At 71.9% G+C, this 21434-nt stretch carries 19 protein-coding genes, 1 tRNA gene and 1 other RNA gene; 7 read left to right on the forward strand and 14 right to left on the reverse strand.

Features of this window, described 5'->3' with window-relative positions; translation table 11 throughout:
* Positions 1 to 1202: DNA polymerase III subunit gamma and tau (locus IFT77_RS16735; RefSeq protein ID WP_371740924.1), on the reverse strand; the 1202-nt coding region annotated here is incomplete at its 3' end.
* Between the two features lie 226 nt (positions 1203 to 1428).
* Between IFT77_RS16735 and IFT77_RS04780 the strand changes: the two genes are divergently transcribed.
* Complete coding sequence (locus IFT77_RS04780; RefSeq protein ID WP_192169329.1) at positions 1429 to 2049, forward strand: TasA family protein; 621 nt, start codon at positions 1429 to 1431, stop codon at positions 2047 to 2049.
* Positions 2050 to 2222: 173 nt separating this feature from the next.
* Positions 2223 to 3338: a signal peptidase I gene (locus IFT77_RS04785; protein ID WP_192042133.1), complete on the forward strand. Its 1116-nt coding sequence runs from the start codon at positions 2223 to 2225 to the stop codon at positions 3336 to 3338.
* A 149-nt stretch (positions 3339 to 3487) separates the two neighbouring features.
* Here IFT77_RS04785 and ffs read toward each other — a convergent pair.
* Positions 3488 to 3584, reverse strand: an RNA gene (gene ffs, locus IFT77_RS04790) — signal recognition particle sRNA small type.
* Positions 3585 to 3638: 54 nt separating this feature from the next.
* Here ffs and IFT77_RS04795 point away from each other — a divergent pair.
* The gene (locus IFT77_RS04795; RefSeq protein ID WP_192042134.1) at positions 3639 to 4319 is read left to right on the forward strand and encodes an SDR family oxidoreductase; all 681 of its coding nucleotides are present in this window, start codon (positions 3639 to 3641) and stop codon (positions 4317 to 4319) included.
* Positions 4320 to 4358: 39 nt separating this feature from the next.
* Here the strand turns inward: IFT77_RS04795 and IFT77_RS04800 are convergent, their stop codons facing one another.
* The 4 genes from IFT77_RS04800 to IFT77_RS04815 form a co-directional block, all read right to left on the reverse strand.
* On the reverse strand, positions 4359 to 5552 hold the full coding sequence (locus IFT77_RS04800) for an acetate/propionate family kinase (protein ID WP_192169330.1): 1194 nt from the start codon (positions 5550 to 5552) through the stop codon (positions 4359 to 4361).
* Positions 5549 to 7696 carry a phosphate acetyltransferase gene (pta, locus tag IFT77_RS04805; protein WP_192042136.1) on the reverse strand — a complete coding sequence of 716 codons (2148 nt, stop codon included), beginning with the start codon at positions 7694 to 7696 and terminating at the stop codon, positions 5549 to 5551. Before pta ends, IFT77_RS04800 begins: the two co-directional genes overlap by 4 nt.
* Positions 7697 to 7739: 43 nt before the next feature.
* A complete protein-coding gene (locus IFT77_RS04810; RefSeq protein ID WP_192169331.1) occupies positions 7740 to 9179 on the reverse strand; it encodes an amino acid permease in 1440 nt (479 codons plus the stop codon).
* Positions 9180 to 9313: 134 nt separating this feature from the next.
* A complete protein-coding gene (locus IFT77_RS04815; RefSeq protein ID WP_192169332.1) occupies positions 9314 to 9532 on the reverse strand; it encodes a hypothetical protein in 219 nt (72 codons plus the stop codon).
* A 113-nt stretch (positions 9533 to 9645) separates the two neighbouring features.
* On the opposite strand from IFT77_RS04815, the gene IFT77_RS04820 reads away from it, so the two are divergent.
* Positions 9646 to 10152, forward strand: a complete 507-nt coding sequence (locus tag IFT77_RS04820) for a GNAT family N-acetyltransferase (protein ID WP_192042139.1) — start codon at positions 9646 to 9648, stop codon at positions 10150 to 10152.
* Positions 10153 to 10221: 69 nt separating this feature from the next.
* Here IFT77_RS04820 and IFT77_RS04825 read toward each other — a convergent pair.
* Positions 10222 to 10306, reverse strand: a tRNA-Ser gene (locus IFT77_RS04825).
* A 109-nt stretch (positions 10307 to 10415) separates the two neighbouring features.
* Here IFT77_RS04825 and IFT77_RS04830 point away from each other — a divergent pair.
* On the forward strand, positions 10416 to 10787 hold the full coding sequence (locus tag IFT77_RS04830) for an RNA-binding S4 domain-containing protein (RefSeq protein ID WP_192042140.1): 372 nt from the start codon (positions 10416 to 10418) through the stop codon (positions 10785 to 10787).
* 182 nt (positions 10788 to 10969) lie between these two features.
* Positions 10970 to 11593, forward strand: a complete 624-nt coding sequence (locus IFT77_RS04835) for a hypothetical protein (RefSeq protein ID WP_192169333.1) — start codon at positions 10970 to 10972, stop codon at positions 11591 to 11593.
* Between the two features lie 64 nt (positions 11594 to 11657).
* On the opposite strand, the gene IFT77_RS04840 is transcribed toward IFT77_RS04835, so the two are convergent.
* From IFT77_RS04840 to IFT77_RS04850, 3 genes are all read right to left on the reverse strand, one after another.
* Positions 11658 to 13634 (reverse strand): helicase HerA-like domain-containing protein, encoded by a 1977-nt coding sequence (locus IFT77_RS04840; RefSeq protein ID WP_192169334.1) that lies wholly within the window; start codon positions 13632 to 13634, stop codon positions 11658 to 11660.
* Positions 13635 to 13643: 9 nt separating this feature from the next.
* A complete protein-coding gene (locus IFT77_RS04845) occupies positions 13644 to 14363 on the reverse strand; it encodes a phosphatase PAP2 family protein (RefSeq protein ID WP_192042143.1) in 720 nt (239 codons plus the stop codon).
* An 87-nt stretch (positions 14364 to 14450) separates the two neighbouring features.
* Positions 14451 to 15680, reverse strand: coding sequence for a multidrug effflux MFS transporter (locus IFT77_RS04850; protein ID WP_370544782.1), 1230 nt, complete (start codon positions 15678 to 15680; stop codon positions 14451 to 14453).
* Positions 15681 to 15980: 300 nt separating this feature from the next.
* Here IFT77_RS04850 and IFT77_RS04855 point away from each other — a divergent pair, with 300 nt between their 5' ends.
* A complete protein-coding gene (locus IFT77_RS04855) occupies positions 15981 to 16550 on the forward strand; it encodes a TetR/AcrR family transcriptional regulator (protein ID WP_123546674.1) in 570 nt (189 codons plus the stop codon).
* Between the two features lie 19 nt (positions 16551 to 16569).
* On the opposite strand, the gene IFT77_RS04860 is transcribed toward IFT77_RS04855, so the two are convergent.
* The 4 genes from IFT77_RS04860 to mmsA all read right to left on the reverse strand — a co-directional run bounded on the left by IFT77_RS04860 (position 16570) and on the right by mmsA (position 21341).
* Positions 16570 to 17142 (reverse strand): MOSC domain-containing protein, encoded by a 573-nt coding sequence (locus tag IFT77_RS04860; RefSeq protein WP_371740925.1) that lies wholly within the window; start codon positions 17140 to 17142, stop codon positions 16570 to 16572.
* 100 nt (positions 17143 to 17242) lie between these two features.
* Positions 17243 to 18340, reverse strand: a complete 1098-nt coding sequence (locus tag IFT77_RS04865) for a sugar-binding protein (RefSeq protein WP_192169335.1) — start codon at positions 18338 to 18340, stop codon at positions 17243 to 17245.
* 101 nt (positions 18341 to 18441) lie between these two features.
* A complete protein-coding gene (gene mmsB / locus IFT77_RS04870; RefSeq protein WP_371740963.1) occupies positions 18442 to 19815 on the reverse strand; it encodes a multiple monosaccharide ABC transporter permease in 1374 nt (457 codons plus the stop codon).
* A 5-nt stretch (positions 19816 to 19820) separates the two neighbouring features.
* Positions 19821 to 21341, reverse strand: coding sequence for a multiple monosaccharide ABC transporter ATP-binding protein (gene mmsA, locus IFT77_RS04875; protein ID WP_192169509.1), 1521 nt, complete (start codon positions 21339 to 21341; stop codon positions 19821 to 19823).
* Positions 21342 to 21434: the final 93 nt, after the last annotated feature.

The raw sequence follows: 21434 nt of genomic DNA on the forward strand, positions 1-21434 counted from the left end.
ACGGGACGTGCAGGGTGGGCGGCGTCGCCCGCGGCGCCGTCGACGCCGACTCGGCGCTCGAGCCGTTCGACGCGGGCCAGCGCGCCCCGCGTCGTCTCGTCGGCCTCGGGCACGAGCACCCGGGCGATCATCAGCTCGAGGTGGAGGCGCGGCGACGTGGCGCCCGTCATGTCGGTGAGGGCCCGGTTGACGACGTCGGCCGAGCGCGAGAGCTCGGCGGCGCCGAACGCGTGCGACTGCTGCACGAGCCGGTCGAGCTCCTCGGGCGTGACGCCGCGCAGCACGGCGGAGGCGCCCTCGACCGTAGCCCCGACGACGATGAGGTCGCGGAGCCGCTCGAGCAGGTCCTCCACGAAGCGCCGCGGATCCTGGCCCGTCTGGACGACCCGGTCGACGGCCGCGAAGGCGGCTGCGCCGTCGCGCTGCCCCAGGGCGACCACGACGTCGTCGAGGAGGGCCGCGTGGGTGTAGCCGAGCAGGGCGACCGCGCGCTCGTACTCGATGCCGCCGCTCTCGCTGCCGGCCATGAGCTGGTCGAGCAGCGACAAGGTGTCGCGCACCGACCCGCCGCCGGCCCGGACCACGAGGGGCAGGACGCCCGGGGCCGCCGCGACGCCCTCGCTCTCGGCGAGCTGCTGCACGTACTCGAGCATCTGCGCGGGCGGGACCAGCCGGAACGGGTAGTGGTGGGTGCGCGACCGGATCGTGCCGATCACCTTGTCGGGCTCGGTCGTCGCGAAGATGAACTTGACGTGCTCCGGCGGTTCTTCCACGACCTTGAGCAGCGCGTTGAATCCCTGCGGCGTGACCATGTGGGCCTCGTCGAGGATGAAGATCTTGAACCGGTCGCGCGCCGGGGCGAACACGGCGCGGTCGCGGATGTCGCGAGCGTCGTCGACGCCGTTGTGGCTGGCGGCGTCGATCTCGATGACGTCGAGCGAGCCGCCCCCGTCGCGCGCGAGCTCGACGCACGAGTCGCACACGCCGCACGGCGTGTCGGTCGGGCCCTGGGCGCAGTTGAGGCAGCGCGCCAGGATGCGGGCCGACGTCGTCTTGCCGCAGCCCCGGGGGCCGCTGAACAGGTAGGCGTGGTTGACGCGGTCGGCGCGCAGCGCCGTGCGGAGCGGATCGGTCACCTGCGACTGTCCGATCAGCTCGGCGAAGTTCTCTGGCCGGTAACGGCGATACAGGGCTGTGACCACGGGACAAGAGTAGTCGGGGCCACCGACGTCCGCGCCGGGCAGGGGGCGACGCGACCCCTCATCGGGGGTGGGTGCGATCTCTGGCGCAACCCGCGCCTCCTTGGTATCTTCGACCTACCGGACGAGCCTCACCAGCTCGTGCCGAACCGCCTCACCAGCGGAGACGCACCGGCCGCGACCCACCCTCGCGGCAGACCGGTCAGGATCAGGATCAGGAGACACCCGCATGTCTGCAGCCACGGCGTCCTCGCGCGCCCACCGCCTCTCCGTCTCGGGCAAGGTCAGGGCCGTACTCGCCCTCGGCCCCGTGCTCGGGCTCGGGACCGTCGCGACCCTCGCGGCGTTCACCGACACCGTGACCGCGACCGGCAGCTTCAGCACGGGCACGCTCGACCTCAAGCTGAACGACCAGGACGTCACGACGGCCCTCACGGGCCTCACGATGACGGCCGCGAAGCCCGGGGACCAGACCTACGCGCTCCTCACGGTGCGCAACGGCGGCACCCTGCCGTTCAACTACGCCTACACGACGGTCGCCGGCGGCGCCGACGCGGCCGTCCTCGGCCCGGTGCTGAACTTCGGCGTCGCGAGCCTCGGCACGAGCACCTACAACGTGGGCACGCCCCCGACCTGCAACGCCACCACGTTCAGCGCCACCCCCGCCACGGTGGTCACGCCCAGCACGACCAAGCTCAGCGCGGGACCGGCCACGGCGGCCGCCCGGGCCCTGGCGGTCAACCAGGTCGAGTACCTCTGCGTCCGCGCTGAGGTCCCTGCCGACGCGACCAACACGGTGCAGGGCAAGACCGTGACGGCGACCATGACGGTGACCGCCACCCAGCAGTAGCTGCCCCCGCAGCTCCTCCCAGCCCCCGCCTCCCAGGGCGGGCGTCCCGAGGCCCCCGCCACCCGTGGCGGACGCGGCCCGGACACGGGAACGGCGGAGTCCGGCGTCGGGTGCCCGACTCCGCCGTTCCCCTCACGATCCACCTGCCCGACGCGCGACGAGGGGAGCCACGCATGGCGTCCTCCCCCGGACGCGCGCGGCACGACCGGCCGCCGGTCGACCACGCCCGCCGCAACGCCCGGGCGCGGTTCTTCGCGCGCGAGGTCGTCCTCTGGGCCGGGGCCCTCACCGGCGTGGTCTGCCTGACGGCTGCTGCCCTCGCCGTCTTCGCGGGCGTCACCCCGCTGATCTTCCGCTCGGGCTCGATGTCGCCGGGCATCCCCACCGGCGCCCTGGCTCTGGCGAAGACGGTGCCCGCGGCCGACGTGGCGGTCGGCGACGTCGTGAGCGTCCCCCGCGCGGACGGCGTCCGCGTCACCCACCGCGTGGTCGAGACGGACGACGCGGGCGGCGCCTCCCGGTCCCTCGTCCTCAAGGGCGACGCGAACCCGGTGACCGACCCGGACCCGATCGTCGTCGCGGAGGCCGACCGTGTCTTCTGGTCGACGCCCCGCCTCGGCGAGTGGGTCGACCAGGCGCTCGCCCCCGGCTGGGTGTTCGTGATCGGCACGCTCTTCGGCATGCTCGCCATGATCGGCTTCCGCCGCCCGCGCGCCGAGGACCTCGCCGCGACCGCCCACGAGCCGGCACCTGCCGACGGAGGCCGAGCCGAGGAGGTGCGTGCCCGCCACGATGACGGGCCGCGCCACGCGGCCGGCCGGCACCGCACCTCCGGCACTGCCGGCACCGCCGCCGTGTCGACCGTCGTCGCGCTCGCCCTCGCGGCCAGCCTGGCTGCGGTGCCCCCCGAGTCCACCCTCGCCGCCTTCGCCGACACGACCCGCGCGACCGGGACGGCGACCACGGGGACCCTCGTGGGCGCCTCGACGATCGGGTGCACCGGCGGCGGTCTCCTCGGGGCCCCTGTGCTGTCGTGGGACGTCCCGACGCCGCTCCCCGCGGGCGGAGTCGAGCCGCCGTCGTGGAACGTGTACCGGAACGGCGTGACGCTGCCGGTCGCCACCGTGACGGTGAAGAGCTACCAGGTGCCAGCGGAGATCCTCGGCGTCAGCGCCGCGACCTACCGCGTGCAGGGCACGGCCGGTACCGCGCCGTGGTCGTCGCCCGTCTCGGGGACTCGAACGGTCAATTTCGGCCTGCTGGGAGTCACCTGCAGCACAGCGACCTGACCGGCTGGTCCCGTCCGCACCAGGCAGGACGCCGCGCCGAAGCGCCGCAGGGGCGGCGGCGCACCGTCTCGAGGACGCGACCGGCTGGTCCCGTCCGCACCAGGCAGGACGCCGCGCCGAAGCGCCGCAGGGGCGGCGGTGCGTTAAAAAGTAGAGACCCCTCACGCACCCGCCAGAGCCCGGTTGCCCTTGCTGCGTTTCCGCCCTGGGGGAGTTGGCCTGGATGGCGCCACGTGAGGAGCCTCGAGAAGTTTAGCGGCTCCTGGGTGGTCTGCGCGACACGGGGTGTTCCCTGGGTGCATGAGAATCGTCATCGCCGGAGGACACGGCAAGATCGCCCAGCTCCTCGAACGCCGACTCGCCGACGCCGGGCACGACCCCGTGGGCATCGTTCGCAACCCCGACCACACGTCCGACCTCGAGGCGGCGGGTGCCCGTGCGCTCGTCCTCGATCTGGAGCAGACCGACGTCGAGACCCTGGCGGGCCACCTCGACGGTGCCGACGCCGTGGTCTTCGCGGCCGGCGGCGGTGGCGGCAGCGGCGCCGAGCGCAAGCTCACGATCGACCGCGACGGCGCCGTCCTGCTCGCCGACGCGGCGGAGAAGGCGGGCGTCGCCCGCTACGTGATGGTCTCGGCCATCGGGACGGACGACTTCGACGCCGAGAAGGCCCAGCTGCCCGCCGAGGACGACGACGCCGTCTACCAGGTGTACATGCGCGCGAAGAGCGAGGCCGACGCCGACCTGCGCGCCCGTGACGGCCTCGACTGGACCGTCGTGCGTCCCGGCGGCCTCACCGACGACCCCGGCACCGGCCAGGTCACGGTGGGCCAGACCGTCGAGCGGGGCACGGTCTCCCGTGCCGACGTGGCCGAGGTGATCGCCACCGCGATCATCGAGGGCACGGCGGTGAAGACGCAGTTCGAGCTCGTCTCGGGTGAGACCCCCGTCTCGGACGCACTCGCCACGATCAAGTACTGACGACGACGCAGGGGGCTGCCCCTGCCGACGACGNACGTCCTAGCGGAGCGCCGCGGCCTGCCGGGCGATCTCGAGCTCCTCGTTCGTGGGGACGACGAGGACGTCGACGGACGCTCCCTCGGGCGAGATGCGGCGGGCGTCCCGCGAGGCGAGCTCGTTCCGGTCGTCGTCGACCCGGATGCCGAAGAAGTCGAGCCCGGCCAGCGTGCGGCGGCGCAGCAGGGCGTTGTTCTCGCCGACCCCCGCGGTGAAGACGACCGCGTCGAGTCCGCCGAGCTGCGCGACGTAGGCGCCGACGTAGTGGCGGATGCGGTGGCGGTACACGGCCAGCGCCGACTCGGACACGGCGTCGCCGCGCGAGGCGCTGTCCTGCACGTCGCGCATGTCGCCGCTGCCCGTGAGGCCCAGCAGGCCGCTGCCCTTGTTGAGCAGCGTCTCGAGCTCGTCGAAGTCGAGGCCCGCCTCGCGGTGCAGGTGGAAGACGGCTGCCGGGTCGATGTCGCCGGACCGCGTGCCCATGACGAGCCCCTCGAGGGGCGTCATGCCCATGCTCGTCTCGATCGAGCGGCCGCCGTCGATCGCCGCGGCGGAGGCGCCGTTGCCGAGGTGCAGGACGATGATCTTGAGCTCGGCCAGCGGACGGCCGAGGAACTCGGCGGTCTTCTCGGACACGTACTTGTGCGAGGTGCCGTGGAAGCCGAACCGGCGCACGTGGTGCTTCTCGGCCAGCTCCGCGTCGATCGCGTAGGTGTACGCGGCAGGGGCCAGCGTCTGGTGGAACGCCGTGTCGAACACCGCCACGTGGGGCACGTCGGCGAACGCCTCCTTCGCGGCCTTGATGCCCTGCAGGTTCGCGGGATTGTGGAGCGGCGCCAGCGCGGAGAGGCGATCGATGGCCTTCTCCACCTCGTCGGTGACGAGGGTGGCCCGGTCGAAGTCCACTCCCCCGTGCACGACCCGGTGGCCGACGGCCGTCGGCGGGTGCTCGTCGAAGGAGGGGCCCTGCGCGGCGAAGGCGGCCATCATCGCCTCGAAGCCGGCCGCGTGGTCGGCGATCGGCTGCGAGTCGTTGCTGCTCTCGGCACCCGTCAGGTGGTTGCGGTGCCGGGTCTGGCCCACCGCCTCCCCGATCCGCTCGACCAGCCCCGACGCGAGCGTCGTCTCGTCGTCCAGCTCGATCAGCTGGTACTTGAACGACGACGAGCCGGAGTTGACGACGAGCACTGCGCTCACGGGGTGTTCCCTTCGGTGGTGGTGGAGGTCTCGGCGGCGGCTGCCTCGGTGCCGGCCTGGATGGCGGTGATGGCGACGGTGTTGACGATGTCGCCCACGAGCGCGCCGCGCGAGAGGTCGTTGATCGGCTTTCGGAGGCCCTGCAGGATGGGCCCGATCGCGACCGCCCCCGCACTCCGCTGCACGGCCTTGTACGTGTTGTTGCCGGTGTTCAGGTCGGGGAAGATGAACACGGTCGCCCGGCCCGCGACCTCGGAGTCGGGCATCTTCGCGGCGGCCACGACCGGGTCGGCCGCGGCGTCGTACTGGATCGGTCCCTCGACGAGCAGGTCGGGGCGGCGCTCGCGCACCAGCGCCGTCGCGGCGCGGACCTTCTCCACGTCGGCGCCCGAGCCGCTGTCGCCGGTGCTGTAGCTGAGCATGGCCACGCGGGGCTCGATGCCGAACTGCACCGCGGTCTCGGCCGACGAGATCGCGATGTCCGCGAGCTGCTCGGCGGTCGGGTCGGGGATGACGGCGCAGTCGCCGTAGACCAGCACCCGGTCGGCGAGCGCCATGAGGAACACGCTCGAGACGACGCCGACGCCCGGCACCGTCTTGATCACCTCGAACGCGGGACGGATGGTGTGGGCCGTCGTGTGCGCGGCGCCCGAGACCATGCCGTCGGCGAGGCCGAGCTTGACCATCATCGTGCCGAAGTACGAGACGTCGGTGACCGTGTCCATCGCCATGCTCGCGGAGATGCCCTTGTGCGCCCGCAGCTTCGCGTACTCGGCGGCGAACTGCACCTGCAGGCTGGCGTCGAAGGGGTCGAGCACGCGGGCGTCGGCCAGGTCGAGGCCGAGCTCGGCGCCGCGTGCCCGGATGACGGTCTCGTCGCCGAGGAGCGTGAGGTCGGCCACGCCGCGCTGCAGCAGGGTCGACGCCGCACGGAGGATGCGGTCGTCTCCGCCCTCGGGCAGCACGATGTGCTTCTTGACGCTGCGCGCCCGCTCGAGCAGCTGGTGCTCGAACATCAGCGGCGTCACGACCCCCGACGGGCTGACCTCGAGCAGCCGCAGCAGCTCGGCCCCGTCGACGTGCGTCTCGAACAGCGAGAGGGCGAGGTCGTACTTGCGGGGCGAGTCGGCGGCGAGACGCCCGCGGGTCTGGGTGATGGCGAGCGCCGTGTCGTAGGTGCCGAGCTCGTTGTGGGCGATCGGCAGCGTGCTGCCGAGTCCCTCGACGAGGCGGTCGACCTGGGGCGCCAGGGCGAAGCCGCCGTTCAGCACGACGGCCGCGAGCGAGGGGAACGTCTCGGACGCGTGAGCGAGCACCGTCGCCACCAGCACGTCCGACCTGTCCCCCGGCACGACGACGACGGCGCCCTCGATCAGGCGGGGCAGCACGTTCTCCATCGACATGGCGGCGACGACGACGCCCTCGACCTCGCGGTCGAGCAGGGCCTCGTCGCCGCGCACGAAGGTCGAGCCGGTCGCCTCGAGCACGGCGCGCACGGTGGGGGCCACGAGGAGGCGGTCCTCCGGCAGGGCCCAGACGGGCACGGCACCCGAGGGGCTCGCCGCGAGCGCCTGGCCGATGCCCCGGACGACGTCGTCGAGGTGGTCGGGCTCGACCCGGTTCGCGACGACGGCGAGCAGGCTGGCGTGCTCGTTGCGCAGCTCGGCCGTCGTGACCTCGGCCACCTGGCGCATGTCCGCGCCGGTGCGCGGGGTCGTGCCGTCGGCGGCGCTGCGGCCGCCGAGGACGAGCAGCACGGGGGCGCCGAGGTTGGCGGCCACCCGGGCGTTGAACGACAGCTCGGTGGGGCTGCCGACGTCGGTGTAGTCGGAGCCGATCACGACGACCGCGTCGCACTGCCGCTCGACGGCGGAGAACCGGCTGACGATGGCGGCGAGCGCCGCGTCGGGGTCGCGGTGCACGTCGTCGTACGTGACGCCGACGCACTCCTCGTAGTCGAGGTCGACGCTGTCGTGGGCGAGCAGCAGCTCGAGGACGTAGTCGCGCTCGCGCGTCGACCGCGCCACGGGACGGAACACCCCCACCCGGCCGACCTCGTGGCTCAGGGTGTCGAGGACGCCGAGGGCGATCGTCGACTTGCCGGTGTGGCCTTCTGCGGACGTGATGTAGATGCGGGTGGACACGTCGCCCAGCCTACGTCCGGCGGGCTCGGAGGCACCGGGGAGGTCAGCGCGGCACGCGCGGGCTGTCCGGGTTCAGCAGCGAGTGCTTCCGGCCGTAGCCGAAGTAGAGCGCGAGGCCGACGACCAGCCAGATGCCGAAGCGCAGCCAGGTCTCCCAGTGCAGCTGCGAGATGAGGAAGCCGCTCGCCAGCACCCCGAAGGCCGGGACGAAGGGCATGAACGGGAGGCGGAACGTGCGCGGCTCGTCGGGCTTGCGGTAGCGGAACACGATGACCGCGACGCAGACCACCACGAACGCGGCGAGGATGCCGATGTTCGTCAGGTCGGCGACGGCGCGGATGGGGAACACCCCGGCGAGCAGCGCGGAGGCGACGCCCGCGATCCACGTGACGCGCTGCGGGACGCCCTTGCGGTCGGTCCGCGCGAACCAGCCGGGCAGCAGTCCGTCGCGGCTCATCGAGAACCAGACCCGAGTGACGCCGAGCAGGAACGTGAGCATGACGGTGAGGATCGAGATGACGGCGAACACCGAGATGATCGTCGCCACGACCGGCAGGCCGACGCTGCTGAAGGCCGAGGCGAAGCCGGCGGCCGGGTCGATCTCGCGGTAGTCCTGCATGCCGGTGAGCACCAGCGTGGCGGCGACGTAGAGGATCATCGCGATGATCAGCGACAGGATGATCGCCTTCGGCATGTGCTTCTTGCCGTCGACGCTCTCCTCCGCCGCGGTGCTCATCGCGTCGTAGCCGAAGACGGCGAAGAAGACGGTGGCGGCCCCGGTGAAGACCGGCCCGAAGCCGTTGGGCACGAAGGGCGAGAAGTTCTCGGCGCTCAGGTGGAACAGGCCGATGCCGATGATGAACAGCACCAGCAGCACCTTGATGCCGACGGCGACGATCTCGAAGCGGCCGAACGCCTTCGAGCCCCGGCTCAGGATGAAGGTGACGACCAGGCAGACGACGATCGCGGGCAGGTTGACCACGCCGCCCTGCCCCGCGTCGGGCGTCGAGGCGATCGCGTCGGGGAGGTGCAGCCCGAGCCCCGAGAGGAACGCGTCGAAGTAGCCCGAGATGCCGATCGCGACGACGGCCACGATGGCCACGTACTCGAGCAGCAGGTCCCAGCCGATGAACCAGCCGATGATCTCGCCGAGGGCGACGTAGCCGTAGGTGTAGGCGGAGCCGGCCCGCGGGATCATGCCCGCGAACTCGGCGTACGAGAGCGCCGCCGCAGCACTCGCGAGACCGGCGATCAAGAAGGAGAACAGGACGGCCGGCCCGACGCCCGGGTTCGCGTCGTCGCCGTGGGCGACGAGCCCCGCCAGCGAGAAGATGCCGACGCCGATGATGCCGCCGACGCCGATGGCCGTCAGCTGCCACAGGCCGAGGCTCTTGAAGAGTCCGGTGCCCCCGGTCTCGTCCTCGATCTGATGGACGGGCTTCTTGCGGAGCACCGAGCGGGATCCGTCACGTCGTGTGGTCACGAGCGCCTCCTGTGCGCACGCCGTCGTGCGCGGTCTGGCCGAGGGGCGCAGGTGCGCCGTGGCGATATGTTACCCCCGCGACGGCTCCCGGTGGGTCCCGGGTCCCGATGATCCGGTCCCCTCAGCTCGACGGCTCAGGAGTAGTCGTGCTGCGCGACTCCGAGGGAGCGGTACACCGCGTTGCCCTCGGTCGAGGTGTCGGGGTCGAGTTCCCAGTTGACGTCGTCGCCGCCGTCGGCCGCAGGCCGGACCAGGCTCTTCTGCGGCTGTCCGCCGATCGACTCGAGCTGCTCGGTGCGGGCCTCCTGGCCGTCGTCGCCGAGGAAGGACGCGGTGTAGGTGTCGTCAGTCATGACCAGAACCTACGCGGGCGTCATCGGGTCGGTCCGGCACCTCCTGCGGTTCACAGGGTCGGGGGCCTGGCGGCGTGACTTGTCCAGGGCTCGGCCCCTCCTATGATCGTGCCGTGATCATCCGTCCTGCCGCCGAGTCCGACCTGCCGGGGGTCCTCGAGATCCACGCCGACGCCGTCGCCCGCTCGACCGCCATCTGGACCGACGTGGAGCCCGACCTGCAGGGGCGCCGCGACTGGCTCGCCGCCCACAGCCGCCCGGGCACGGCCGCGATCGTCGCCGTCGAGGGCGACCTCGTCGTCGGGTACGCGAGCTTCGGCCCGTTCCACGCCAAGGACGGCTACCGCCACACGGTCGAGAACAGCGTCTACGTGCGCGAGGGGCACCAGGGGGCCGGCATCGGCCGCAGCCTGCTGGAGGCGCTGGTCGCCGGGGCCGCGGAGGCCGGCCACCACGTCATGGTCGCCCTCGTCGAGGCCGGCAACGAGGGCTCGGTGCGGCTGCACCGGTCGCTCGGCTTCGAGGACGCGGGGCTGCTGCGCGAGGTCGGCGTGAAGTTCGGCCGCTGGCTCGACCTGCGGTACATGACCCTGATGCTCGACGGCACCGCCGCCTCCTAGTCCCGCCGCACGGTGTCGCCCGAAGGGAGAACGAGAAAGGCCCTCCCGAAGGGGAGGGCCTTTCTCGTGCGGAGGATAGGGGATTCGAACCCCTGAGGGCTTGCACCCAACACGCTTTCCAAGCGTGCGCCATAGGCCACTAGGCGAATCCTCCAGGGCGGGCGACAGCATCACTGGCGCACGACCTCGTCCATGGTAGCGGACCGCACGGGGTCCTGCGGACGCACCTGCGGCGCGCGGCCGGCCCGACGTAGCATCGTCGGATGGACTCCCCCGCCTCCGCCCGCGTCGACAGCTGGCTGTGGGCGGTCCGTGTCTACAAGACGCGCTCGGCGGCGACGGCGGGCTGCCGCGCCGGGCACGTCCGGGTGAACGGCGAGCGGGTCAAGGCGTCGCAGTCGGTCCGGCCCGGCGACGAGGTCCGGGTGCGGGTGGCCGGGTTCGACCGGATCCTCGTGGTCCGCACGTGCCTCGTGAAGCGGGTGGGCGCCTCCGTCGCCGCCGAGGCGATGACCGACCTGACGCCGCCTCCTCCCCCGCGCGAGGAGACCGCCGTGGTCGCGGTCCGGGACCGCGGTGCCGGTCGGCCGACGAAGCGCGAACGCCGCGACCTCGAGAAGCTGCGGGACCGCTGACGCGGCCGTCGGGCACACGCCGGTCAGCTGACGCCGGGAGGCTGCCGAGCCGCGCTTTCGCGGACCGGACAGAGCGGTCCGGCCCGTGGGGCGCCTCCCTTATGATCGGTGCCACGGCAGGCCGTCGGGATGACGGCCGTCCTCTCTGAGGGGGGAGGCAGCCGAGGGCCGAGGGGGCTGAGATGGTGACTGGCGTCGCGCGCGACGACTTCGAGGTGATCGCCGTGCCCCGGCGCACGATCGCCCGGACCGCCGTGCTCACCGCGGTCTTCAGCCTCGTGCCCGTGCTCGGGGCCCTGCTCTGGCTGACCTGGCCGACCGGCCGCTGGCCGGCCGTGCTGTGGGTCGCCGACGTCGCGGTCGTCGTGGGGCTCCTCATGTACTGGCGCTTCCGGGTCTCCTACGCCGGCGTCAGCTCGACCGAGTTCTTCAAGCGCGGCTGGCTGCCGGGCAGCGTGCGGCTCCCCCGCGACGCCGTCGCGACCGTCCTCGTCGCGCGCACCTACCGCGGCGCCTCGACCGAGACCCTGCCGCAGCTGATCGCCCTCGGCCACGACGGCGAGGTGCTCTTCCGCATGCGGGGCGGCTACTGGCCCGACGAGGCGATCACCGCCGTCACCGATGCGCTCGGCAGCGCCGTGACGACCGTCTCGCGGCCGATGTCGGGGCCTGAGTTCTACCGCACCTGGCCCGAGAGCCGATCGTGGTACGAGGGTCGCCGGTGGCTCAGCACCACGCTCGTCGTGGTCGCCTTCGCCGTCGCGACGGGCCTGCTGGCGCTCGTCTGGCAGGCCTTCACGGGCTGAGCGCTCCCTCCTCGCGGCAACGCTCCGGGACCGTCGCGCTGCCGAGGACCGCGCCCCGCCGGGCTCAGCGCCGGCGCAGGGTCCCGAAGATCCCCTTGACGACCTCGCGCACGATCGTCTTGCCCGCGCTCGAGCCGAGCACGTCGCCGAGCACGCCGCCGGCGCCGCCGCCGCCCGCACGCCCCCGCCCCGACGACGAACCCGAGGAGGAGCGGGTCGCGCCGCCCGCCCGCCGCGCCCTCGTCGACGCGGCGGCCCGCTCGGCTTTCTCGAACTCGCGCTGCTGGCGCTCGTACTCGGCCTGGGCTGCCCTGCGCTCCTTCTCGGCCGCCTTCAGGGCCGCGGCGTCGTGCTTCTCGCGGGCGGCCGCCTCCTTCGCCTGGAGCACCAGGGCCTCGTCGCGCGCGGTCGCCTCGTCGAGCTCGCGACGGCGCAGCGCGGCGGCCTCGAGCTTGCGGGCCAGCATCTCGCGCGCGGAGTCGCGGTCGACGGGCGTGCCGTAGACCGGCCAGAGCGGCGAGGCAGCGACCTTGGCGGCCATCTCGTCGGCGGGCAGCGGCGACATCGAGCCCTGGGGCGCCCGGACCCGCGTCCACGCGACCGGGCTGGGCGCGCCCTTCTCGTTCATGACGGTGACGACCGCCTCCCCCGTTCCCAGGCTGGTCAGCACGGCCCCGAGGTCGTACTCGCTCGTGGGGTAGGTCGAGACGGTGGCCCGCAGCACCTTGGCGTCGTCGGGCGTGAAGGCCCGCAGCTGGTGCTGGATCCGTGAGCCGAGCTGCGCGAGGACGGCGCCGGGCACGTCCTTCGGGGTCTGCGTGACGAAGACGATGCCGACGCCCTTCGACCGGATCAGCCGCACGGTGCGTGTCACCTGGTCGAGGAACGCGTCCGAGGCGCCCGCGAAGAGCAGGTGGGCCTCGTCGAAGAAGAAGACGAGCTTCGGCCGGTCGAGGTCGCCCACCTCGGGCAGGTCGTTGTACAGGTCGGCGAGCAGCCACATCAGGAACGTCGAGAACAACGCCGGCCGGTCGTGGACGCCGGGCAGCTCGAGCAGGCTGACGATGCCGCGACCGTCGGCCGCCGTGCGGAGGAACACGGCCGTGTCGATCTCGGGCTCGCCGAAGAACGCGTCGGCGCCCTGGTCGGCGAAGGTGATCAGCTCGCGCAGCACCACCCCGACGGTCGCCTTGCTGAGGCCGCCGAGCTCGGCGAGCTCGGCCTTGCCGTCGTCGCTCGTCAGGTAGGTGAGCACGCTGCGCAGGTCGGCGAGGTCGAGCAGCGGCAGCCCCGCCTGCTCGGCGTAGTGGAAGACGAGGCCGAGGCTCGACTCCTGCGTGTCGTTCAGGCCGAGCACCTTGCTGAGGAGGATCGGCCCGAAGCCGCTCACCGTCGCCCGCACCGGGACGCCGGGGCCGCCGTCGCCGAGCGAGAAGAACTCGGCCGGCGCCGCCAGGGGCGTCCAGGCCTGGCCAATGCCGCGGGTGCGCGCGAGCAGCTTCTCGCTCGACTCGCCGGGGGCGGCGAGGCCCGAGAGGTCGCCCTTCACGTCGGCCGCGAAGACGGGCACGCCCGCCGCGGACAGCTGCTCGGCGAGCACCTGCAGCGTCTTCGTCTTGCCCGTGCCCGTCGCGCCCGCGATCAGGCCGTGCCGGTTCAGCATGCCGAGCGGGATCCGCACGGGGACGTCGGCGAGTGCGTCGCCGTTGACGAGCGAGCCGATCTCTAGGGCCGGACCCTCGGTGGCGTAGCCGGCCCGCACCGCGTCGACGGCACCGGAGGAGAGCGGACCCGAGGAGGCGCCGCCCACATCGCCAGGGACGGCGGCGGCGGTCGGATCGACGGCGCCTGCGTCCGGCGCTGCGGTCGCTGCCGCCTGGGCGTCCCGCTCGGCCTCTCCCGCCTCCTGCGCCGCCGCCTCGGCCTCGGCCGCGAGCTGCTGGGCCCGCGCCAGCGCCGCCTCCGCGTCGCGCTTCGCCTGCTCGGCGGGGGCGACCGCCGCGGCGGGCTCCGCCCTGGCCTGGTCGAGGGGGTCGGTCATGGGGTCAGCCTAGGCACCCGCACCGACGCGCGTCTGCCACGCCCAGCCGCGGCCACGGACCCGCTCCTGCTCGTCGAGAAGCCGATGGGCGACCGGGGCCCAGAGGACGACCGCGACGCCGGCGCCGATCAGCAGCCCGCCGATCGTGTCGGTCAGCCAGTGCGCCCCGAGGTAGGTGCGGCTGAGCAGCATCAGCACGGTCCAGACGACGCCGGCCGCCCAGACCCAGACGCGGCGGAGCACGACGCCGAGCACGACGGCGAGGGTCGCCGCGTTGGCGGTGTGGCCGGACGGGAACGAGCCGTAGTCGCTCACGACGAGGATCTCGGTCGGCCGCGCCCGCCCGAAGGTGTGCTTGATCACCTGGACGACGCCGGCGCTCAGGGCGCAGGCGCAGATCCAGTACAGCGCCGCCCACGGGCGCCGCCGGAGCAGGAAGACCACGGCGACGCCGATCGGCACGACGAAGACGCCGATCAGGCCCGCTCCGACCGTGTCGAAGACGAGGGCCGGGGCGATCCAGAAGTCGCTGCGGTGCTCGACGAGCTCGTTCATGAAGCGTTCGTCGATGCCGAGCCGCCCCGCCCTCGCCGTGACGACCACCCCGATCAGCAGCACGACCCCGATCGCGCCGAGCGCGCTGAAGACCCACCACCGGCGCTGCACGCGACGCGCGACGGTCGCCTCCCGCGGGGTGGCCGGCTTCGGGGCGAGGGGCGAGGTGTCCATCTGCCGACAGTACCGACGGAGGTGCGGCGCGGCCCGCCCGGGTCGGCCGGCGCCTCCTGGGGCTCCTCCGCGCCTCCTCGGCCCGGCCTAGTGCGCGAGCGCCGGGACGCTGCGCGGCCGGACCAGCAGCCACAGGCTGAGGATCGCCACCGCCGAGGTGACCATCATCACGCTGCCCATCGGCACGGCGGTGTCGATCCCGAGGAACCCGACGACCGGCGAGATGATGCCGGCGAGGCCGAAGTTGAGGGCCCCGAGCAGGGACGCCGCCGTGCCGGCCTCCGCACCGTGGTTCGCGAGGCCCAGCACCTGCACCTGCGGGAACGTGAAGCCGCACGCCGCGATGAAGAACCAGAGCGGCACGAGGATGCCGAGCAGCCCCACGTGCAGCGAGTCGAGCAGCACGATCAGCCCGGCGCTGACGATCAGCACGGTCGTCGACCCCGCGAGGATGTACGCCGGGGGCACCCGACGGGCGAGGCGCGAGCTGACCTGGACGCCGACGACGATGCCGAGCGAGTTGACCGCGAAGAGGTAGCCGTACTGCTGGGCGTCGAGGCCGTAGACGTCCTGGAAGAGGAACGACGAGGCGGACAGGTACGTGAAGAGGCCGGAGAAGACCATGGCGCCGATCAGCGCGACGCCGACGAAGACGCGGTCGCTGAAGAGCGCTTTGTAGCGCTGCCGGAGGGTCGTGTGGCCGGCGCCGTGGCGGGCCGACTCGGGCAGGGTCTCGACGATCAGGAAGATCGCCGCGAGCAGGATGAGCACGCCGTAGGCGACGAGGAACCAGAAGATGCCGCGCCAGTCGGTGAACCGGAGCAGCTGCGAGCCGACGACCGGGGCGAGCACGGGCGCGAGGCCGGTGACGAGCGCGAGGCGGGACAGCATGCGCACGAGCGGCAGGCCGCCGAACAGGTCGCGCACGGTGGCCATGGCGACGACGCCGCCGGCCGCGGCGCCCATGCCCTGCAGGACCCGGAAGACCGCGAGCCACGTGATGTCGGGCGCGGCGGCGGCGCCGATGCTGGCGCCGATGTGGACGGCGGTGGCCACGATGAGGGGCAGGCGGCGGCCGACCTTGTCGCTCCAGGGCCCGACGAGCAGCTGCCCGACCCCGAAGCCGATCGTCGTCGCCGTGAGGGTGAGCTGCACGAGGCCCGCGGTGACGCCCAGGTCGTCCTCGAGCGAGGGGAACGCCGGCAGGTAGAGGTCGATCGTGAGCGGGCCGAGCGCGGTCAGGGCGCCCAGGACGATCACGTAGACGAGCCTCTGGCGGCGGGTCAGGGCGTCACCGGGGTGGACGACGATGCTCACGGGGGTGTCCTCACGACAGGGCCGGCCAGGCGCGCTCGAATCGGTTCGATCCGACACCGTGCGACCTGGACGTGGTGGTGGGTGGGAGGGGTGACGCTGCGCACGGACGACGGGCGTGGTCGACATCGATCGTAGCCCCGCCTCGGCCTCGCCGACAGGGCCTCCGTCTCGGCCTCCGCCGCACGACGGAGTCCGACTTCGCGACACGGCGTCGCCGAGGCCGACGGCTGTCGAGCACCACTAGGATCGGCTCAGCCGGGGCCCCCGCCGCGGCCACGGCACGACATCCAGGAGGCCTCCATGGTCGACGCCCGCATCGTCCAGACGACCAAGGCGCTGCACGGCGCCATCGTCGAGCTCGCGTCGAAGCAGCCCGTGTCGACCATCACGGTGGCCGACGTCACGCGCGCCGCGGGGATCAACCGCGCGACGTTCTACAGCCACGCGACGTCGCCGGGCGGCCTGCTGACCGACGTCATCACGCCGGAGCTCGACCAGATCCGCCTCGACGACCAGGCCGCCCGCGCGGCCTCGACCGGTGCCGACGGCGCGGAGTTCACCAGCCGGGCCATCGAGCGCGTCGTCGACCACGTCGTCCGCTACCGCGACATGTACCGGCTCGCGCTGCCGGACGCGCTGGACGCGTCGATCCACCAGGCGCTCGCCGGCCACTTCGAGACCTCGTCCCTGCAGCACATCGAGCGGCTCCCCGAGGGCTCCCTGCCCGAGGGGCTGTCGGTCCACATCGCCGCCGGCTGGTTCGCCCACGCCCTCGTCGGGGCCATCGAGGCCTGGCTGCGGGGCAAGCGCACCAGCCGCAAGGCGCTGCTCGACACGATGGCCGCCATGACGCCGTCCTGGTGGCAGTGACCGCCTCCTCCTCGCGCCGCTAGGCCGGGTGCGCGTCGCCCGGTTCGACCGGGTCGAGCTCGACCCTCGCGGAGCCGAGCCGCAGCACGCCGTCCGACAGCGGCTCGCAGCGCATGCCGCCGAGCCCCCGCATGGCCCGGAAGGCGCCCGGCGCGAGCACGTGGTCCATCCAGGCGCACGGGTTCGCCGGCCTGTTCACGCGCAGCAGGACCGGGCCGTCGCCCGTGTCGAGGCTGATCGTGCGTCCGCGCAGCGCGTCGACGTCGAGGCCGCGCGTGACGACGTTGCGACGGGTCGCGACCACGTCGAGCGGCTCGTCCAGGCCGAGGAGGCGCGCGACCGTCTCGAGGGACTCCGCCGCGAACAGCGTCACCGACGCGCCCCGGTGCGCGGGCTTCGCGAAGTAGCGGTCGCCGACGATCCCGAGGCCGGCGCGGAGCTCGACGCTCTCGTGCAGCTCGGGCCCGACCGGAGGCGGCTCCGGCCCGTCGGCGGGGCGGCCGACGTAGCGGGAGCGGGACGACGCGAGCAGCAGCTCGATGATGACCGGGTGCGCGGTCGCGACCGTCGCCTCCTCGTCCCCTGCCGTCACGGCACCACCGTACTGCGCGCGAACAGCGAGAGCCGACCGCCCCGGTGCAGGGCGATCGGCTCTCGTGGTGGTGCGGGTGGTGCGGGTGGTGCGGGTGGTGCTACTTCGTCAGCGGGCCCAGGGTGGGGTCGTTGGCGTACGCCTCAGCGGCGTTCTCCTTGGTGACGATCTGCGGGGGCAGCAGGAACGCGGGCACGATCTTCGAGCCGTTGTCGTACGACTCGTCGTCGTTCGTCTCGGCCTTGTCGCCCTCGGACAGCGAGGTCACCATGTCGATGGCCTGTGCGACCAGGTTGCGGGTGTCCTTGTTGATCGTGGAGTACTGCACGCCCTCCATGATCGACTTGACCGACTCGACCTCGGAGTCCTGGCCGGTGACGACCGGGACGTCCTTGCCGGCCGACTGCACCGACGTGATGATGGCGCGGGCCAGCGTGTCGTTGGGGCTCAGGACGCCGTCGAGCTCGGCCGAGCTGTAGGTGCTGGTGAGCAGCGAGTCCATGCGGCGCTGGGCGTTCTCGGCCTTCCAGCCGTCGGTCGCCGTCTGCTTGATGTCGGTCTGGCCGGACGCGACGACGACGGTGCCGTCGTCGATGGCCGGCTGCAGGACGCTCATCGCGCCGTCGAAGAAGACCTTCGAGTTGGCGTCGTCGGACGAGCCGGAGAAGAGCTCGATGTTGTACGGGCCCTCGGCCTTCTTGGCCGCCATGCCGTCGAGCAGGGCCTGGCCCTGGAGCTCGCCGACCTTGAAGTTGTCGTACGCGACGTAGTAGTCGACGTCCTCGGTGTTGAGGATGAGGCGGTCGTAGGCGATGACGACGGCGCCGGCGTCGTGCGCCGCCTTGACCTGGGTGCCGAGCTGAGCACCGTCGGCCGCGCCGATGATGATCACCTTCGCGCCCTTGGTCACCATCGACTGGATCTCTTCCTGCTGGTTCGCGACGGTGCCGGAGGCGGCCGCGTACTGCACGTCGGGCTCGAAGCCCGCCTCGGTGAGGCCGTCGGTGAACAGGTCGCCGGCGAGGACCCAGTTCTCGCTGGTCTTCGCGGGCAGGGCCACGCCGATGGTCGAGCCCTGCTCGAAGCCGGAGGCCGCGTCGCCCGAGCCGGCGTCGGTGCGAGCCGAGTTCGAGCAGCCGCTCAGGATCAGCGTCGTTGCTGCGGCGACCGCCATGGTCGCCAGCGCGATTTTGCGCATGCTGTGTCTACTTTCTTGTAGGGGGGTTGCAGGTGTGGGAACTGGTGCTCCCGGGGAATGCGAGCCCGGCCGTCGGTGGACGGGCACGCGGCGGTGCGGGTCTAGTTGGGCGTGGTCGACTTGGGTCGCTGCACGTCGGTGAGGTCGCCGTTCGGCTGGACCGCGCCGGCGGGGGCATCGGTCGTCGAGCCGACACCGGACTGGCGGCCGGCGGTCGAGGTCTCGACCGACGCGGCAGGTGCGGCGATGCCGTCCTTGTCGCGACGGAGGCCGCGGGTCAGGAAGCCCGTGATGGACGGTCGGCCCTGGCTCTTGTTGTAGACGTCGACGGCGACGGCGATCAGGAGCACGAGGCCCTTGATCATCTGCACCTTGTCCGAGCCGACACCCATGAGCTGCAGGCCGTTGTTCAGCACGGCGATGACGAAACCACCGACGATCGAGCCGGTCACGGTGCCGATGCCGCCGGCGACGGCCGCGCCGCCGATGAAGACCGACGCGATGGCGTCGAGCTCCCAGTTCAGGCCGTCCTGGGGACCGGAGGCCCCGGCCCGGGCGACGTAGATCATGCCGGCGAGGGCGGCGAGCACGGACATGTTCATCATCACGAAGAAGTTGATGCGCTTCGCGTTGACGCCCGAGAGCTCGGCGGCGTGCGAGTTGCCGCCGACCGCGTAGATGTGCCGGCCGAAGATCGTGTTCTGCGTGATGAATCCGTAGACCAGCACGAGCACGCCGAGGATGATGCCCGACACGGGGAACGAGGTGCCGACCCGGCCGCCGCCGAAGAGCGTGGCGGCGTACAGGATGATCGCGACGAGCACGGCGAGCTTGACGAAGCTGACCCACAGCGGGGCCATCTCGCTGCCCATGGTGCGCTGCACCCGACGGAGGCGGAACTCGCGCCAGACGACGACGGCGGCGAGGACCAGGCCGAGCAGCAGGGTCGCGTTGTTGTAGCCGGTGTTCGGCCCGAACTCGGGCAGGTAGCCGGCGCCGATGACCGTGTAGGCCTCGGGAACGGGCAGCGTGGTCGCGTTGCCGACGAACTGGTTGGCGCCGCGGAAGAGCAGCATGCCCGCCAGCGTGACGATGAAGGCGGGGACGCCGACGTAGGCGACCCAGAAGCCCTGCCAGGCACCGATTGCCGCGCCGACGACGAGGCCGAAGACGATGGCGACGGGCCACGGGAAGTTCCAGGTGGTCATGGACGTCGCCACCATGATGCCGACGAACGCCGCGACCGAGCCGACCGAGAGGTCGATGTGGCCGGCGACGATGACCATGACCATGCCGATGGCGAGGATCAGGATGTACGAGTACTGGCTGACCAGGGCGATGAGGTTCGTCGGCTCGAGGGTGAGCCCGCCCGTCAGGAACTGGAAGATGACGATGGCCACCACGAGGGTCGCGATCATGCCGAACTGACGGGCGTTCGACGTGTTGCCGCCGAAGACCTTCTTCAGGTCCTTGATTCCGCTCATGCGGCCTGCTCCTTCTTCTTCGACGTCATGGTGCGCATGAGCGTCTCGGCGTCGGCGTCCGCCGCGTCGATCTCGTTGGTGACGGTGCCCTCGAAGATCGTGTAGATCCGGTCGGAGAGCCCCAGCAGCTCAGGGAGCTCCGACGAGATGACGATCACGCCTTTCCCCTGGGCTGCGAGCTGGTTGATGATGTTGTAGATCTCGAACTTCGCGCCCACGTCGATGCCGCGGGTCGGCTCGTCCAGGATGAGCAGGTCGGGGTCGGTGAACATCCACTTCGCCAGCACGACCTTCTGCTGGTTGCCGCCGGAGAGCTTCGCGACCCCCTCGTCGACGGTGGGCGTCTTGACCCGGAGGCTCTTGCGGTACTCCTCCGCGATCGAGTGCTCCTCGTAGGTGTTCACGACGGAGGCGCGCGAGATCTTGCCGAGCTTGGCGGCGACGGTCGAGCGCTTGATGTCGTCGAGCAGGTTGAGGCCGAGCACCTTCCGGTCTTCAGAGACGTAGGCGAGCCCGTGGTCGATGGCGTCGCGGACGTTCTTGATCTCGATCCGCTCGCCGTCCTTGACGATCTCGCCGGAGACGAACTGCCCGTACGACCGGCCGAAGATGCTCATGGCCAGCTCGGTGCGGCCCGCGCCCATGAGGCCGGCGAGGCCGACGATCTCGCCCTTGCGGACGGTGATCGACGAGCCCTTGCAGACGAAGCGCTCGGCGGTCTGCGGGTGGCGGACCCACCAGTCCTTGACCTCGAAGAACACCTCGCCGATCGACGGGGTGCGGTCCGGGAAGCGGCTCGCGAGGTTGCGACCCACCATGCCGCGGATGATGCGGTCCTCGTTGACGCCGTCGGCCTGGACGTCGAGCGTCTCGATCGTCTTGCCGTCGCGGATGATCGTGATCGAGTCGGCGATGGCCTCGATCTCGTTGAGCTTGTGGCTGATCATGATCGACGCGATGCCGCGGCCCTTCAGGCCGCGGATGAGGTCGAGCAGGTGCTGCGAGTCGGCCTCGTTGAGGGCCGCGGTGGGCTCGTCGAGGATGAGCAGCTTGACGTTCTTGTTCAGCGCCTTGGCGATCTCGACGAGCTGCTGCTTGCCGACGCCGAGGTTCTTGATCGCCGTGTCGGGGTCGTCCTTCAGGCCGACGCGGGCGAGCAGGTCGACGGCGCGGGTCTTGGCGGCGGGCCAGTCGATGGCGCCGAAGCGGGTCGGCTCGTTGCCGAGGAAGATGTTCTCGGTGATCGACAGCTCGGGGATCAGCGCGAGCTCCTGGTGGATGATGACGATGCCGGACGACTCGCTGGACTTGATGTCGCGGAACTTCATCACGTCGCCCTGGTAGACGATGTCGCCGGCGTAGGTGCCGAAGGGGTAGACCCCCGAGAGGACCTTCATCAGCGTCGACTTGCCGGCGCCGTTCTCGCCGCAGATCGCGTGGACCTCGCCGGCGCGCACCTGCATCGACACGTCGTCGAGCGCCTTGACGCCCGGGAACTCCTTCGTGATGGAGCGCATCTCGAGGATGACGGGAGAGTCAACGGCCACGGCCGGCACCCCCGCGGCTCCCGCTCATCGTGATCTGTGCTGCGCGCACGCTGACCTCCATGT

The sequence above is a fragment of the Frigoribacterium sp. CFBP 13729 genome (assembly GCF_014841875.1).
Classification (GTDB): Bacteria; Actinomycetota; Actinomycetes; order Actinomycetales; family Microbacteriaceae; genus Frigoribacterium.

Excerpts from the sequence above, each read along its gene's own strand:
- IFT77_RS04815 (WP_192169332.1), bottom strand. The coding sequence starts at position 9,532 with ATGACTGACGACACCTACACCGCGTCCTTCCTCGGCGACGACGGCCAG.
- mmsA (WP_192169509.1), bottom strand. The coding sequence starts at position 21,341 with ATGCGCTCCATCACGAAGGAGTTCCCGGGCGTCAAGGCGCTCGACGAC.
- IFT77_RS04830 (WP_192042140.1), top strand. The coding sequence starts at position 10,416 with ATGGACTCCCCCGCCTCCGCCCGCGTCGACAGCTGGCTGTGGGCGGTC.
- IFT77_RS04785 (WP_192042133.1), top strand. The coding sequence starts at position 2,223 with ATGGCGTCCTCCCCCGGACGCGCGCGGCACGACCGGCCGCCGGTCGAC.
- IFT77_RS04845 (WP_192042143.1), bottom strand. The coding sequence starts at position 14,363 with ATGGACACCTCGCCCCTCGCCCCGAAGCCGGCCACCCCGCGGGAGGCG.
- IFT77_RS04840 (WP_192169334.1), bottom strand. The coding sequence starts at position 13,634 with ATGACCGACCCCCTCGACCAGGCCAGGGCGGAGCCCGCCGCGGCGGTC.
- IFT77_RS04835 (WP_192169333.1), top strand. The coding sequence starts at position 10,970 with ATGGTGACTGGCGTCGCGCGCGACGACTTCGAGGTGATCGCCGTGCCC.
- IFT77_RS04855 (WP_123546674.1), top strand. The coding sequence starts at position 15,981 with ATGGTCGACGCCCGCATCGTCCAGACGACCAAGGCGCTGCACGGCGCC.
- IFT77_RS04865 (WP_192169335.1), bottom strand. The coding sequence starts at position 18,340 with ATGCGCAAAATCGCGCTGGCGACCATGGCGGTCGCCGCAGCAACGACG.
- IFT77_RS04780 (WP_192169329.1), top strand. The coding sequence starts at position 1,429 with ATGTCTGCAGCCACGGCGTCCTCGCGCGCCCACCGCCTCTCCGTCTCG.
- IFT77_RS04795 (WP_192042134.1), top strand. The coding sequence starts at position 3,639 with ATGAGAATCGTCATCGCCGGAGGACACGGCAAGATCGCCCAGCTCCTC.